The sequence below is a fragment of the Fusicatenibacter saccharivorans genome (genome assembly GCF_027667425.1).
Lineage (GTDB): Bacteria > Bacillota > Clostridia > Lachnospirales > Lachnospiraceae > Fusicatenibacter > Fusicatenibacter saccharivorans.
On the sequence record NZ_JAQEGR010000002.1, the window covers coordinates 189,066 to 203,253 of the forward strand.

At 48.5% G+C, this 14,188-nt stretch carries 8 protein-coding genes and 1 riboswitch; of the genes, 4 read left to right on the plus strand and 4 right to left on the minus strand.

Going from position 1 to position 14,188, the window contains the following annotated elements:
• Positions 1-169 precede the first annotated feature (169 nt).
• A riboswitch (FMN riboswitch) is annotated at positions 170-298 on the minus strand.
• A 78-nt stretch (positions 299-376) separates the two neighbouring features.
• The 4 genes from PGS38_RS02965 to PGS38_RS02980 all read right to left on the minus strand — a co-directional run bounded on the left by PGS38_RS02965 (position 377) and on the right by PGS38_RS02980 (position 7,168).
• Positions 377-3,340, minus strand: a complete 2,964-nt coding sequence (locus PGS38_RS02965; RefSeq protein ID WP_119188697.1) for a beta-glucosidase — start codon at positions 3,338-3,340, stop codon at positions 377-379.
• A gap of 195 nt (positions 3,341-3,535) precedes the next feature.
• The gene (locus PGS38_RS02970) at positions 3,536-5,254 is read right to left on the minus strand and encodes an extracellular solute-binding protein (protein ID WP_117812980.1); all 1,719 of its coding nucleotides are present in this window, start codon (positions 5,252-5,254) and stop codon (positions 3,536-3,538) included.
• Positions 5,255-5,356: 102 nt separating this feature from the next.
• Positions 5,357-6,220: a carbohydrate ABC transporter permease gene (locus PGS38_RS02975; protein ID WP_117812981.1), complete on the minus strand. Its 864-nt coding sequence runs from the start codon at positions 6,218-6,220 to the stop codon at positions 5,357-5,359.
• A 12-nt stretch (positions 6,221-6,232) separates the two neighbouring features.
• Complete coding sequence (locus PGS38_RS02980) at positions 6,233-7,168, minus strand: ABC transporter permease (protein WP_226906422.1); 936 nt, start codon at positions 7,166-7,168, stop codon at positions 6,233-6,235.
• Between the two features lie 363 nt (positions 7,169-7,531).
• On the opposite strand from PGS38_RS02980, the gene PGS38_RS02985 reads away from it, so the two are divergent.
• The 4 genes from PGS38_RS02985 to PGS38_RS03000 all read left to right on the plus strand — a co-directional run bounded on the left by PGS38_RS02985 (position 7,532) and on the right by PGS38_RS03000 (position 14,170).
• Positions 7,532-8,245, plus strand: a complete 714-nt coding sequence (locus tag PGS38_RS02985) for a response regulator transcription factor (RefSeq protein WP_118640573.1) — start codon at positions 7,532-7,534, stop codon at positions 8,243-8,245.
• On the plus strand, positions 8,211-9,971 hold the full coding sequence (locus tag PGS38_RS02990; RefSeq protein WP_118699790.1) for a sensor histidine kinase: 1,761 nt from the start codon (positions 8,211-8,213) through the stop codon (positions 9,969-9,971). The genes PGS38_RS02985 and PGS38_RS02990 overlap by 35 nt, the downstream gene beginning before the upstream one ends.
• 90 nt (positions 9,972-10,061) lie before the next feature.
• Complete coding sequence (locus PGS38_RS02995; RefSeq protein ID WP_119188696.1) at positions 10,062-11,153, plus strand: glycosyltransferase family 2 protein; 1,092 nt, start codon at positions 10,062-10,064, stop codon at positions 11,151-11,153.
• Positions 11,150-14,170 carry a YfhO family protein gene (locus PGS38_RS03000; protein WP_270475897.1) on the plus strand — a complete coding sequence of 1,007 codons (3,021 nt, stop codon included), beginning with the start codon at positions 11,150-11,152 and terminating at the stop codon, positions 14,168-14,170. The genes PGS38_RS02995 and PGS38_RS03000 overlap by 4 nt, the downstream gene beginning before the upstream one ends.
• Positions 14,171-14,188 lie beyond the last annotated feature (18 nt).

The following is a 14,188-nucleotide window of genomic DNA, read 5'->3' on the forward strand; positions in this document are numbered from 1 at the left end:
CGGAAGTAACGAGTCCAAATACGCTCCACGAATTTGAACTCGTTTTCGCGGCAGTCGCCAAGGTCTCGTGCAAGCACGGACTTTGGCTCGTTGCCCGCGAAAAAAAGTGCCCTGAATTCCTTTTCTTGAATTCAGGGCACCAAAAATATTTCCATGCAAATAAACTTTATTTTGTCTTCTTTCATCCAGACTTTAACTGTTGGTCCCGGAGTTGCACCGAGTCAGCCGCTGTTTGATATCGCAGCGGGTCGCGGACTATACCGCCAGTAGGGAATCACACCCTGCCCTGAAGATCTCCGTATTTTGTTTTTACAGGAATATTTTATTCATATTCACACAATTTGTCAATACTTTTTTCAGACAATACATGATCTGGTTAGTTTGCTACGCCCATCTGAATTTTTCCTGTGCTCTTATTTTTCAGCACACGCAGATAGCAGATCCGCATATCTCCCTTCAGGACAAGACGGATCTCAGATACGCCGTCCGTCTGCGGTCTGTCTGCGAGGGAAATTTCAACATCCTCATAAATCGGCTCGCGGTACCGGTTGCGCTCTTTTACTTCTTCCTCCGCATAGCGGTCCAGTTTCGGGGCGCTGCGGAACTCACAGGTTCTTGTGTCACCGGTAAAGCTTCCCATCGAAACACCGTCCACAAAGGCTTCCACACTGCCGCCGCGTTCACTCTTCACATGAAGCGCCAGAACAGCAGCATCGGAAAGATCACAGTCACGGTAAACGAGAACACCTTCTTTCGTCTCATCCTGCACGCGGACTGCCTTGAAATTGAAGTGGCCTTCCGTCAGATACATGTTCTCGTAATCATCGTAGTGGTCTGCCGCGGTAAATGCACTCAGATCGCGTACTCCCCTTTTTCCGCCCGGAATAAAGATTTCTGCGGAAACGGCTTTATCCTTGCAGGATGCGCCCGCATAGATTTCATACGTTCCTTCTTCTACCATCAGTCTGCGGCTGATGACATCGTAGAAGCGAAGCTCCTCCACCGGGATTTCCAGTGCGATGTGTCTCGTCTCGCCCGGGGCAATGTTTTTCACACGGACAAAATCAAGCAGCTGGCAGATTGGTTTCTTCACGCAGGATTCCAAAGCGGAACCGTAGATCTGGACGACCTCGTCGCTTGCGGTATCGCCCGTATTTCTCACATCGAGAGAGATCTGCAGCAGACGGTCGTCTTTTAAGGAAACCTCATAGTTCTCATACGCAAATGTGGTATACGTCAGGCCATAGCCGAATGGATACAATTCCTTCCCGTCGAAATAGCGGTACGTTCTTTTTCCTTTGATGATGTCGTAATCGTCAATGTCCGGCAGCTGATCGATACTCTCATACCAGGTCATATTCAGACGGCCGGCCGGTGCATAGATTCCAAGCACAGCCTCTGCCATTGCGCTTCCCATATCCTGGCTTCCCGTTGCAGACATGATGATCGCCGGCAGTTTTTCCATCGCTTTCTGAAGTGTGTACGGATAATTCGTAAACAGCACCAGAACGGTATTCGGATTGACCTCTGCGATCCGGTCAAGCAGCATCTCCTGCTCCTCTGGCAGCTCCAGTGTGTTGCGGTCGATCTCCTCTTTCGCATTGATCACGGAGTTACAGCCGAGCGCAAGTAAAACCTGCTTTTTGCCCCGGACTGCAGCAACTGCTTTTTCAATTCCGTTTTCGACAACCTCCATCGTAATCGGAATTCCCTCCGTCTGCTCGAAGGAGAAAAATCCCTCTGCATCCTTATAAACCGGGTAATGGAAACGGTTGGTCAGCACAACGCTGCCATCGTCCTGCGGCTCCACGTGGAAAATCTCCATCACAAACCAGTCGAAGGCTTCCTCCCGGTCTGCCGCAATCTGTCCCATTTTCGGCTTTTCTCCCTGCGACTCTGAGAGTCTTGCGCCGAGGTATTTTCCGGTACGGACACTCTTGAACGTATAGCTTCCCGCACCCCAGTATTCCTTGATAAACACATCTGGCTCATCTGCCATCTGAAGTGTTCCGTCTTCTGCTACGGCAAGACCTTTTCCATCACAGCGGAAAACAACGCGATCCAGACCATCCGCGAATGTAATGTTCTCCTGCTTCAGTACTTCCATCCCCTGCAGGAAGGTTGTGCGGTATGGTGCCGTTCCGCCGTACCAGTCCTGATACCATGTATCACCAAGCGGTCCGACAATGGCAATATCTTCTGCTTTCAGGGCTTTGTCAAGTGGCAGCGCTCCGTTCTCATTTTTCAGAAGTACGATCGATTCGCGGCTCAGCTCTTTACAGATTTCACGTGCCTTCGGGGAATCGATATCGTCCTCGGTCACACGGTCATACGGATTCAGATTTTCCCGATCATAAACGCCGAGACGAAGCTTCGTCTCCATCATACAGCGAATAGAGCGGTCCATATCCTCTTCTTTCAGAATGCCAAGCTCATATGCCTCGCGTGCCGCCTGCTCTACCATACGCGGATCGTCAGACATGGCATCCACACCGGCTTTCAGCGCCGTTGCGATCGTCTCCGCATGCTGTCCGAAATAGTGATGCAGATTCACGACAAGTCCCATCGCACCGCCGTCGCTGACAACGTGACGGAGACCGTACTGTTTTTTCAGAATATCGGTCACTTCCGGATTCAGGATACCGATCGTTCCGTTGATCTTGTTATATGCCGTCATGATGCCCTCTGCGCCGCCATCCTCAATACATCTGCGGAATGGCTCTAGATACAGCTCATATTTGTTCCGCGGGTCAATGGAAGAATTTTTCCATCCGCGGCCGACCTCCGTGTTGTTTCCATAGAAATGCTTTAAGGTCGCTGCACAGCGCAGATACTTCGGATCATCGCCCTGCATTCCCCGGATATAAGCACCGGCCATTTTTCCGGTCAGCACAGGATCCTCTCCGTAACCTTCTTCGTTTCTTCCCCATCTCGGATCGCGCTCAAGATCAACGGTCGGAGCCCATCTGCTGAGTCCATGGCCCTGATGGCGGTGCCATACGACGCGCGCCTCGGTTCCTGTTATTTCACCGGCCTGTCTGATCAGCTCCGGGTCCCAGGATGCACTCATACCGATCGGCTGTGGGAAGGATGTTGTCACATCCGGTTTTCCAAGACCGTTCTGATCGTTTCTGCCCTCAACGCCGTGTGCCGCCTCACCGCCCACAGAGACGCCCGGAATGCCAAGGCGCGGCAGATCCGGGGAAGAGCTGGCGAGGTATCCCAGTTTTTCTTCGACCGTCATTTCTTTTAACAGCCAGTCGATTCTTTCCTGATCCGTCAGTGATGCATCCCAGAACGGTGTGTTTTTGTTTACCTGAAACTCCTTCTTTTCTGTCATTTTCCAAAAACCTCCCTATGATTTTGTCTCATGAAATTGTTTGCAGATTTTCCATATACTGTTATCTTTTTACAATGTTTCACATTTCCCATTACTGTCGCTGTATTTTAAAACATGGCCTGATATTTAATAATATCAGACCATGTTTTTATGCCGCCTTCCGTTCAACGGCAAAACCTTATGTTTTTGCTTTACTTACTCTACATCAACAAGTTTGGTAGCAAGGAACTCTGTCATAGCTTCTTCTGCATCTGCCAGACCATTGTCTGTCAGCTCCTGTACCATGGTCTCCCAGTTTCCATCAAACTCATCTTCGGTACCAGTTACGCATTTAACAAGTCCCGGCCAAGCAATTTCGTCCAGAATTGTCTGTTTCTCAGCAAGTTCCTGTGGCTGCTGATATGCCCACAGTGCAGAGTATGGAAGAAGATCGAACTCTTCCGGCTGTGCAAACATGTCGGTCAGCATCTCAAATCCCATCGCTTCGCATCCTTCTTTTTCTGCTGTATTGTAGTTTGCAATAACAGACTCTTTGGTAGTTGGAGTGTATGGGAATCCGTCTTCAGAGTAGGAACCTGTTCCGTAGATCGGGAATCCAGTGTAGTTGTCAATACCGGTGTTCTTTGCATAATCCGGATCAGACTGAGCTTTTGCAACTTCTTCATCAGTACGATATGGCTGTCCATCATCATCAAGGAAGTAGTTCTCGCCTTCGATACCCCAGTGATACAGGATCTGTCCTTCATCGGAGCACAGATAGTCAAGGAATTTGATGGCACGAACCGGATCTTCACAGCTCTTGGTAATTCCAATACCCCAGCCAACGGTAGTTCCCTGATACAGAAGGGCTTTTTCTACCTGATCTTCTCTTAAGGTTACAGGAAGTCCAACATAAGTCTGATCTACTTTTCCGTCTGCTACCAGAGTAGCTTCGCACTGGCTGTAATGCCACTCAGCATCGGTGATGGCAACAACACGGCCGCTGGCAACTTTTGCAATATAGTCATCATCTGTCTGCGTTGCAAAGTTCGGATCCAGGATACCTTCGTTGTACATACGGCACAGCCATTTGAAGTATTCTTTCTCTTCATCTGTTACATGTTTGTAATGTACGTTGTACTCGTCGTCAATGATCCACTGTCCATTATCCGGGGATGCATCAGCGATCAGTCCTGCCGGGTTTCCAAGGGTAATCATCCAGTGCCAGTCAGAAGCACTCATGGTGATACCGATCATATCCAGACCATCTTCTGTTTTTGGATGTGCTGCAAGATAGCTCTTGATCATTTTTTCATACTCATCCAGTGTCTTCGGATATTTATAATCGTTCTCTTTTAATGCAGCCCACTGAATCTGGCAGCTTCCGCCTGTTGTCAGGGTTTTCTGGTTTACACCTGCGTAGGAAAGCTGATAGATTCCAGGATCATCCTGGCTCCATTTCAGTTTTTCCATCTCTGCTCCGTACATTTTTTTGATGTTTGGACCATATTTTTCAATCAGGTCTGTCATATCAATCAGCGCGCCTGCCTGATACAAATCCGTTGCTGAGCCTTTTGCATAAATCATGTCCGGATACTCATCATTTGCGATCATCAGCGCAACATCTTCTTTTGCATCACCCTGGGATGCTACCGGATAGGAAACATCAAGTGTAACGCCTGTTGCCTCTGTGATTGCTTTTGCTACCGGGTTATCCCAGTTGCCGTTTTTACCATCAGCGTTAAAATACTCAAAGGTAATCGGAGATTTGTCATCTGCATCATCTGCTGTCTCGCCTGAAGAACTTGCCTCTGCCGCTGATCCAGTCTCTGTGCTGGACCCTCCCTTGCTGCTGCCACTGTCGGAACCGCATCCTGCGAGCATTCCGGCCACCATAGCAGATACTAACATGAGTGATACTACTTTTCTTTTCATAAAAGCCCTCCTTAAAATGGTTTATGTCATCCTGCACTCTTTCTTTCGCCTGGCAGGAATAAACATCATCTTTTTCTGAAAATTTTTTAATACTGCTTTTTATCAGTCTTTAACAGAACCAAGTGTCATACCGCCGATAAAGTATTTCTGAAGGAACGGATATACAATAACGATCGGCACAGTTGCTACAATCGTTACGGCCATACGTACGGACATTGGTGTTACGGCCGTCTGTACATTGGTTCCTGCATGAACGTCCATTTTCATGGTCGCCTGGTTCATAATCTCATACAGTTTGTACTGCAGAGTCGGGAGTTTTTTCGCATACAGGTAAGTATCCATGAAGGAGTTCCACTGTCCTACTGCATAGTACAGACCTACGGTTGCGATAACCGGTTTGCAAAGCGGCATAACGACTTTATACCAGATCTGAAAATCGTTTGCTCCGTCGAGCTTTGCTGCCTCCTGCAGAGCCATCGGCAGTCCGTCGATATAAGAGCGGACCAGAATCATATTATAAACCCACATCAGACCAGGCAGAATGTATACCATGAAGTTATTGCCCAGCTTTAAGGTACGGATAATCAGAAGGTATTCCGGAATCATTCCGCCACCGACATACATGGTAACAACGAACAGAAGCTGAAATGGTTTGCGGAGTACGAAGTCTCTGCGGCTTAATGTGTAAGCAACCATCGAGGTACATACAATACCTACGATTGTTCCGATGATGGTTCTTGCTACAGAAATCACAGCCGGCATTGCAATGCCGCCGTCTTTAAATACATATTTATAGTTGCTTAATGTAAACTTTCTCGGAATGATGAAGTTTACATTCTTAATGGTATCCGTAGAATCGTTGAACGAAATCGCCAGTACGTTCAGGAACGGATAAATGGTGATGATGACGAGGAATACGAAGATTACCGCCAGTACGTAGTCAAATTTTTTTGCTTTCTTGTTCATATTCGCGTCCTCCTACATAAGTTTATCTTCGCCTACCAGACCGGCAATCTTATTGGCGATCAGCAGCAGGGTAACGCTGACTGCAGACTGGAATACACCGATTGCGGTACCAAGACCGTAGTTGCTGTTTCCGATACCTCTCTTATAAGAGAACCAGGAAAGTACCATCGTGTGATCCTCAACCAGCGGGTTACTAAGAAGCATCTGACGCTCCATACCTACGTTCAGGGCGCCACCGATGCTCATAATCAGCAGTACAATGATGGTCGGTCGGATACCCGGCAGAGTGATGTGCCAGATCTTCTGCAGACGGCTTGCACCGTCCATATCAGCGGCCTCGTAAAGACCAGGATCAATACCTGCCATGGCGGACAGATAAATAATTGCGTTCCAGCCAACCTCTTTCCAGCAGTTAATCAGGATAATGGTTACCCAGATAAGCGGTGAGTTGGAACTCATCAGGTGCAGGTTCTTGCCGAAGATACTGTCAACAACACCGCCGTCGTTGAAAATATTCTTTGCAATACTTGCAATGATAACCCAGGATACAAAGTGCGGCAGATAAGAAATGGTCTGCGTTACTTTTTTGAACTTCATAAAGAACATCTCGTTCAGAAGAACCGCAAATGCGATTGCTGCGATCGTTCCAACCGCGATGTCAAGGAAGCTTACTCCCAATGTGTTGATTAATGTCTGTGTGAACAGACGGTCTTTGAATGCATCTGTAAAATTTTGAAATCCAACCCAGGTTCTCTCCCAGATCGGAAGTGCAAATGTCGCAGGTTTTACCTCCTGAAATGCCATGGTCCATCCCCACAGCGGAATGTACTTGAAGATAATCAGCCAGATTACAAATGGTACTGACATCACAAGCAGCCAACGCTGTTTCCACAAGATTGCAGGGGTAATTTTCTCTCCTTTTTTCTTTTTCATTTTTTCCTTCGCCATACTCCCCATCCTTTCCGTTGTTTTGTGCGTTTTTATTACGCATTTTCTTTGATTATTTGTGATATTTACATCATATCAAATAAAATCCCCGTTTGATATTGTGTATTTTGTCCACTTATATTGACTTTTTTTATCTTTTTCCACATTTTCAGGTGCTATGGCAGGCATTTTTACTAATTTATATGCGTTTGTTTTTATTTTTTACACCAGCTTACAACTCTACCAATCAGTGTTTTTTTTGTAAAAAAAGCAGGAAAACGTAATGGGGGATTACATTTTAAGAAAAATGTCAGTTTTTTATCCAAATAATCTCCGTTTTCTCTGCTATGATAAACACCATAGAACCAAGAGGGGAAAAACGAGATGAGCCAATACAACATATTAGTCGTAGACGACGACCGGGAAATCGTAAGATCTCTCGGCAAACTATTAGAACTGGAAGGCTACAGGGTAAAAAAAGCCTACAACGGCATGGAGGCACTCGACATCCTCATGACCGAACAGATCCATCTGATCCTGCTCGATGTCATGATGCCCAAAATGAACGGCCTTTCCGCCCTGATGAAAATAAGAGAAAAAAACAACATCCCGATTATCATGCTTTCCGCGAAAACCGAAGAGAGCGATAAAGTCATCGGACTTTCGATGGGCGCCGATGATTACGTGACAAAGCCGTATAATACCGCCGAACTCATGGCACGTGTCAAATCCCAGCTCCGCCGTTACTTTTCCTTAGGCGCCGCAAACGGAACCATGCCAGACCAGGATATCCTGAAAAACGGCGGTCTGCTGCTGAACCGAAACACCAAAGAACTCCTGGTGGACGGCGAACCTGTCCGCCTGACCGCAACCGAGTACAAAATTATGGAGCTTTTGATGGAGCATCCCGGCTACGTGTTCTCGGCCGAAGAAATCTACAGTCAGGTCTGGCAGGAGGATGCTTACAGTGTAGAAAATACCGTCATGGTTCATATCCGGCGCATTCGTGAGAAAATTGAGATTACGCCGAAAAATCCGAAATATTTAAAGGTGGTGTGGGGAATTGGATACAAAATTGAAAAAATTAACGGAGACTGAAAAACGCATCCTGCTGTGGATGCTTCTCGATCTTTCTATGGTACTGATTTTGTGCGGAAAGCTTCTGCGGAAATGGGCCAGTGAATTCGAATGGGGAATGTGGCGCAGCATCGAATGGGGTATCGGCATTGGAGTGACGGTAGTCGGCGTTTTGGGCATAGCCGCAGCCTTGTATCTGGTATGGAAATTCCGAAAAAATACCGGGAACTCGAAAATGACTGCTTTTGCCGGCAGCGAACCGGAAAAAGCGGGAAAAACAGCAAAAAGCAGCGAAGGGGCAGCCGCAGATAAGTCCGAGACAGATGAAATAGAAAAATCCCGGCAGATGCAGTTTGAGGCAAGAGCCGCTGCGGAAGCAGAGAAAGAGCAGCTGTTTCTGAAAAAATCCGAAAAGGTGCCAAATGAGCTTCTGGTTCTTGTCGGAGGATTTGCTTTTTTCAGATGGCTTCAGCCGCTCCGGCACAGCTATGCCAGATACCGCATTGTTGCCGAATGGGGTACTGTAATAGAGTGTGTGCAGACAGGTCTTCTGTTTTTTGGAATCTGTGGCGTTTTCCTTCTCAGTGCCGGCATTCTTGTCTGTCGCTATGAAAAGAAACAACTGAGAGAAATGTCCTTTTTTTGCAGAGAAAGGAAGCGTTACAGAGATCGGACCAGCCTGGAACGGCAGCTTGCCGGTCAGAGTAAATGGCCGTTCCGTGTGGCACTGATTGCGGAACTTCTAATCGTGATTACCATGATCACCGGACTGATAAACGGAATGGATGGCGAGGTACTGTTTGTCATTCTTCTTGGGCTGACCACGCTGATTTTAATTCTGTTTGCCTGGAAAACATACCGCAGTCGCCTGAACCGGGAGATGGGCCTTTTGATGGAACAGATCCATACGATGGCAGAAGGCAGCATGGAAAGCCGGATCCATGAAATATCCGAAAAATCTCTGCTGTATCCGGCATTTGCAGAGCTGGAAAATATTGAGAGCGCTATGCAGAAGAGCGTAGAAAAACAGATGCAGGCGGAGCGTCTCAAAATTGACCTGATTACCAATGTATCGCACGATCTGAAAACACCGCTCACCTCGATGGTCGGCTATACAGATCTTCTGAAAAAAGAGGATCTGACACCGGCGGCACAGGATTACGTCGAAGTGATTTCTGTGAAACAGGAACAGCTAAAGGAGATGATCCAAAGCCTCTTCGAGCTCTCCAAATCGACAAGCGGAACCGAAAAATTCCAGATGGAAAAAATGGATATGAAACGGTTGATCGAGCAGACCCTCGCCGATATGGACGATGCGATTGCGCAGAGCAATCTGTCGTTTCGCACGGCGCTCGGAGATGAGCCGCTTCCGTTCCTTGGGGATAATGGGAAAATGTACCGCGTGATACAGAATCTCGTGGAAAATATCCTGAAATACAGCCTGGGCGGAACGAGAGTTTACATTGACGCAGGGAAGGAAAACGGGGAGATTTTCGTGACGATGAAAAACATTTCCGCCTATGAGATGAATTTTGAAGCGGAGGAAATGATGGAACGCTTTGTGCGCGGCGACGAATCACGGACGAGCGAGGGGCACGGCCTTGGCCTTGCGATTGCATCAAGCTACACGGCCAACATGGGCGGCCGCATGGAGCTTGCGGCAGACGGCGATCTGTTTAAAGTCATCCTGCGTTTCCCGGAGGCAGGCGAGGATTCTGCAGCGGGAGAAACAGCCACAAAAACCTGACTTGCATAAGAATGAGACAGAAGCGGGATTGCAGCAGGAAGGATCTGAAGAAGGATTCTGAGAGAGTATGTAATCCCCAGGAGGAAAAAAATGGAGACAATCAGTATTATCATACCATGCTACAACGAAGAGGAAGCAATTCCGGTTTACTACGAGACGATGGTACGTCAGATGAATGAGATGGAAGAACAGCAGAAGGTTCAGTTCGAGCTGATCTTTGTTGACGACGGCTCAAGGGATCACAGTCTGTTTGAGATGCGCCGGCTTGCGCAGAAGGATATGCGCTGCCGTTACCTCTCGTTTTCGAGAAATTTCGGAAAAGAGGCAGCCATGTACGCCGGACTGCAGGCGGCCAAAGGCGATTACGTAACAGTGATGGATGTCGACCTTCAGGATCCGCCGTTCCTTCTTCCGAAAATGTACGCGATGCTGCAGAGCGGTACCTGTGACTGTGTGGCGGCACGCCGGAGCTCGCGGGAGGGCGAGGGAAAAATCAAATCCTTCTTATCAAATGCCTTCTACGGTGTGATCAACCGCCTTTCCAGAACAGAGATTGTAAGCGGTGCACGGGACTACCGTCTGATGAGCCGCAAAATGGTGGATGCCGTGCTGGAAATGAGTGAGTACAACCGCTTTTCCAAGGGGATTTTCGGATGGGTCGGCTTTCACACAGAATGGCTGGAATTTGAGCACGAGGACCGCTGCGCCGGAACGTCGAAGTGGCCGCTTCGAAAGCTCCTCGCGTACTCAATCGACGGCATCACAGGTTTTTCCGTAGCTCCGCTGTCATTTGCATCTGTCATGGGCGTGCTTTTTTTCCTGATTTCTATAATTCTGATCGTGTTCATCATCGGAAGAACGCTGCTGTTTGGCGATCCCGTTGCGGGCTGGCCGTCGATGGCATGCATCCTTTTTCTGGTGAGCGGTGTACAGCTTTTCTGCACGGGCATTGTAGGCATTTATCTTTCCAAGACATATCTTGAAACAAAGCACCGTCCGATCTATCTCTTAAAGGAGACGAGTGAAGAGACGGTCAAGATGCACAGTGTGCAGCCGGTGAAGAAGCAGGAGAGTGCTGCAAAGAGAAGAAAAGATACCCATACGGCAGAAAAGAAAAACGTGTATTTTCCAGAGTATGCCGACAAACGCCATGCGTCTGAAAGAGGAGAAATCCGGGCATGAAAAAGGAAATCTTAAAGGAAATAAGAGAGCCGGGAAAATCACGGAAAAAGAAAGGCCAGCCGAAAGGACGGCGGAACGGCTTCTTGGAAGGTCTTACCGGAAAGGATTTTACGGCGGCTGGTCTGTTTTTCTTTTCTTTGCTTTTGTGCCGGCTGTTCGTCCTGCAATACGGCGTATTCGGCTCCTCGATTGACTGGATCAGCCAGCACAGCACCCTTGCCGATTACTTCCGGAAGCGGTTTTACGCGACCGGAAACCTCTTCCCGGATTTCGCATGGAATCTGGGAGGAGGTCAGAATATTTACCATTTTGCCTACTACGGACTGCTGAGTCCGACCATGCTGTTATCCTACCTTTTCCCGTTCATCCCGATGGACCTGTGGGTGATGGGTTCCTCCGCGCTGCTGTATGCGGCGGATGCAGTGCTTTTTTATCGATGGATCAGCAAAAAGGGTCTGCATTACGGCAACTGTCTTTTTACATCACTTTTCTTTACGTGTTCTACCGCACTTCTATATCATTCCTATAATCAGCTTATGTTTGTCAATTATATGCCGTTTCTGCTGCTGGCTCTGCTGGGCGTGGATCGCCATTTTCAGAAGAGAAAGAGCGGTCTGCTGATTCTTTCCGTTCTTGGGATGATTCTGACCAGCTTTTATTTTTCGGTCGGCGGGCTGCTTGCGCTCACGGCGTATGCGGTGACGGAGTATTTGAAATGCGGTACAGAAAATGCTGCGTATGAAGCGGAACAGGAGAATCGAAAAGTGTCGCGGAATCAAAAGGCCGGGGCAGAGAAAAAGCAGAGGGCAGGTGAAAAATCTTCAGGAACAGTTGAAGCTTTGGCGGGTTTGCGGAGCTTTTTTGGCGCAGCAATCCGCTTTGCGCTTCCGGTCCTCGCAGGAATCCTTCTTTCCGGTATTCTGCTGATCCCATCGGCTGCCGCCTTGTTCGGCGGCAGCGGCGAGGGCGGACGCGGCACCGCAGCGGGCGGCATCGCAGGACTTTTTACCGATCCGGCGATGTGGAAACCGCAGTTTCTGATCCTGCGTCTCTGCTACACGCCGTATGGCATTGGCCTCTCCGCATTTGCGGGGGTGGCGCTTTTGGGCAGAGTGATCGGAAAGAGCCGGTTGCGTGAGAAACTGTTGTCCTTCCTTTTGCTGGTATTCTTTTGTATTCCCCTGTTCGGCTATCTGCTGAACGGTGGCCTGTACAGCAAAGATAAAGTATTCATCCCGTTTCTTCCGGTCCTCTGTGCAGAAGTCGGGCTTTATGTGGAAAACCAGCTTGTCCGGAAGCGGGAGTGTGGAAAAAATCGAAGCACCGGGAATTTTAAGCGCAAAGTCATGACAGAGCTGCGAGAATTGTTTCCGTACCTCATAGTTCTGATTCTGATGTGGAATGCAAAGCAAGAGACATACTTTGAACCATACTGGCATCTCGGCATACTGGATGTGATTTGTGTGACTGCGTGCTATCTGGCATGGCGGTGGTTTCCGGCAAAAAAACGGCTGCGGGGCAGAGAGCTTCCGTTTCTGCCGCTCGTCTTTAGTGCTGTGATTCTTGCATTTGCCGGAAAAGCAATCAATCAGGAAAAGCATGTGATGATCCCGCGTAAAACGTATGAAGCTCTGACGGACAGCAAGATTGCAGCGGCAATCCGCGAGATCCGTGCGGAGGATCCCGGCTGGTACCGTATGGAGCAGTATGGAGACGGCGGACAGAACCTTGCGAACGTCAACCGGATATGGGATATTGGGCAGAATGTTTCGACGATTTATTCCTCGGCATACAATGCAGAATATAAGAAATTCCGGGACGAGACGTATGGGATTAATGAAGCCTTCCGCAACCGCATGATGCAGACGGTTTCCGATGATCCGCTGTTCTGGCAGCTCATGGGCGTGAAGTACATTCTGGCAGAAACACGGCCGGAAGGGTATGAACTGTACCGGGATTACGGGGACTTTCAGGTTTATCGTGCCATATCCGCAGCGCCGGTTGCCTACGTGACAGACCAGGTGGTTTCCGAGACGGAATACAAATCGTTACCTTATCCGCAGAACCAGGAAATACTGGAGACGGCAGCCGTGATCCCGGATCAGGAAATGCGGAAGACAACAGCGGCAATCACGGATCAGGAAAAATCGGCGGAATCTGTGGATAATTTCAGAGCCGCTGCAGATTCAGATACAAAGAATGGTTCTGTAGGACCCCTGTTTCACAGTTGTTTTCAGAAAGTAAACCTTGAAATTCCAGAGACCGATCAGGAAGATCTGCGCATTCAGAAGACAGCGGACGGATATGAGATTGAGACGAAAAAATCCGTGACCGTCTCAGCAACGCTGCCGGGTGCCGCAGAGGGAGCAACGCTGCTCGCCGTTTCTTTCGAGGTGGAGAATCAGAAAGCGAGTCATGATATGTTTATCCGCATCAACGGCCAGACCAACCGCCTGACCGGCATCAACCATACGTATGCCAATGGGAATACACAGTTTAACTATCTTGTAACGATGAAAGAAGATGGAACCGTATTCATTCGGATGGGAAAAGGCCATTATATCCTGAAAAATTTTGAGACATGGACTGGTATGGCACAGCCGTTGGAAAAAACGGAGCAGCTGTACAGTCAGGCGGTTACCCTGATTGGCGGAACAACAGCAACATACGGCGGCGACGGCATCACAGGCGTGGTTTCCGCGGAAAGAGACGGATACCTCATCACCAGCATTCCATACGATGAAAATTTTGTGCTGAAAGTGGATGGGAAAGAAACACTGCTGTTCCGCGCAAACACGGCATTTCTCGGCGCAAAAATCCCATCAGGCGAGCACAAAATTGTTCTTGTGTACCATGCGCCCGGACGGACGGCTGGCAGTTGGTGCAGCCTGATGGGAGGAATGCTGGCACTCATCCTTGTGATCTGTGAAAAAAAGAAACAGCAAAACGGCAGCGAACGGGCAGGAGAGAGCAAAATGTTGCAAAAACAGCGGAAATATTATATCATCAGAGTGTAAAAATAGTTGTAGTGACGC

Excerpts from the sequence above, each read along its gene's own strand:
- PGS38_RS02980 (WP_226906422.1), bottom strand. The coding sequence starts at position 7,168 with ATGGCGAAGGAAAAAATGAAAAAGAAAAAAGGAGAGAAAATTACCCCT.
- PGS38_RS02970 (WP_117812980.1), bottom strand. The coding sequence starts at position 5,254 with ATGAAAAGAAAAGTAGTATCACTCATGTTAGTATCTGCTATGGTGGCC.
- PGS38_RS02975 (WP_117812981.1), bottom strand. The coding sequence starts at position 6,220 with ATGAACAAGAAAGCAAAAAAATTTGACTACGTACTGGCGGTAATCTTC.
- PGS38_RS02965 (WP_119188697.1), bottom strand. The coding sequence starts at position 3,340 with ATGACAGAAAAGAAGGAGTTTCAGGTAAACAAAAACACACCGTTCTGG.
- PGS38_RS02995 (WP_119188696.1), top strand. The coding sequence starts at position 10,062 with ATGGAGACAATCAGTATTATCATACCATGCTACAACGAAGAGGAAGCA.
- PGS38_RS03000 (WP_270475897.1), top strand. The coding sequence starts at position 11,150 with ATGAAAAAGGAAATCTTAAAGGAAATAAGAGAGCCGGGAAAATCACGG.
- PGS38_RS02985 (WP_118640573.1), top strand. The coding sequence starts at position 7,532 with ATGAGCCAATACAACATATTAGTCGTAGACGACGACCGGGAAATCGTA.